Source organism: Micromonospora globbae (genome assembly GCF_003610785.1).
GTDB classification, from domain to species: domain Bacteria; phylum Actinomycetota; class Actinomycetes; order Mycobacteriales; family Micromonosporaceae; genus Micromonospora; species Micromonospora globbae.
This window is the reverse complement of sequence record NZ_RAQQ01000095.1, coordinates 1-1280: the sequence shown is the minus strand read 5'-3', so window position 1 is coordinate 1280 and position 1280 is coordinate 1. Positions and strand designations below refer to the sequence as shown.

General features: G+C 70.2%; 1 protein-coding gene. It reads right to left on the bottom strand.

Annotated elements, in window-relative coordinates:
- On the bottom strand, positions 1-1035 hold a 1035-nt coding region (locus D7I43_RS32440; protein ID WP_120332341.1), incomplete at its 3' end, for an IS110 family RNA-guided transposase.
- Positions 1036-1280 lie beyond the last annotated feature (245 nt).

The following is a 1280-nucleotide window of genomic DNA, read 5'->3' as shown; positions in this document are numbered from 1 at the left end:
GAGGGCGGCGAACGCGGCGAGGAAGAAGGCGCGTTTGAGTTGCTTGTTGCCGCCGCGGGGTGGGTGTTCGCCGCGGATGCTGCTGCCGGAGCGGCGGGTGACGGGTGCCAGACCGGCGTAGGCGGCGAGGTGCCCGGGGGTGGCGAATGCGGTGCCGTCGCCGACTTCGAGCAGGATCCGGGCGGCGGTCCTGACGCCGATGCCGGGCATCGAGGTCAGGACCGAGGCAAGAGGGTGTGCATCGAGCATCCTCTCCACCTCGGCGGCGACCTGGTCACGCTGCTGGAGCACGTCACGCAGGCTGTCGGCCAGCCTCGGCAGGATCGTCTCGGCCGCCGTGGTGCCGGGAACCATGACGGTCTGCTCGTCCAGGGCCGTCATGATCTGCTCGACCAAGCGCTCGCCCATCCGAGGCGCGTTCTTGCCCGCGATCGCGGCCAGTTTGCGGCGGCCAGCCTTGCGCAGTCCGGCCGGACCGCCGCAGCGCGACAGCAGCTCCAGCACGGCCTTGTGTTGCACCTTCGGACCGAGCACACGTTCCAGAGCGGGATGGATCTGGGTGAGCAGCCCCCGGATCCGGTTCGCCAGGCGGGTGGCCTCGCCGGCCAGGTCGTCGTCGAAGCCGACCAGGACCTCAAGCTCGGCCAGGGCGTCGTCGCCGACGTCAACACGGCGCAGCGTGTGCGGCAGGCTGCGGGCGGCATCAGCGATGACGTAGGCGTCGCGGGCGTCGGTCTTCGCGGCGCCGGGATGCAGGTCGGCGATGCGGCGCATCGCCAGCCCAGGCAGATAGGCGACCTGGTGGCCGCAGGCACGGGCGACCGCGACCGGTAGCGCCCCGATCGAGGCGGGCTGGTCGACCACGACCAGCACTCGCCCGTGCCGGGCGAGCTTGTCGAACACCTGCCGCAGCTTGGCCTCGGTATTGACCAGCGCCGCGTCGTGCAGCCGCTTGCCCTCGCGGTTCAGGGCGACGGCGTGGTGCCCGTCCTTGCCAACATCCAGACCAAGAAACACCTGGTAATCACCGTGCACCACATCGCCTCCCCGCGACGTCGACGCCCCAGCCCGGTCGCCGATCTGGCGTCGACTGCCGGCAGCCACGTTACGAAGAGACCTACCCCAATACCGCAGGTGGCCGTGTCCCTATCAGCGGTCCGTCGACGCCACCCGACCCGGCGACAACACCCCCCGGATCATCCGTACGACAGGGGCAGTAAGTCATACCGGGCCGGGCGACCGAGCAGTCCCCGGCTGGGGACGATCAAAAAGGTAACGGG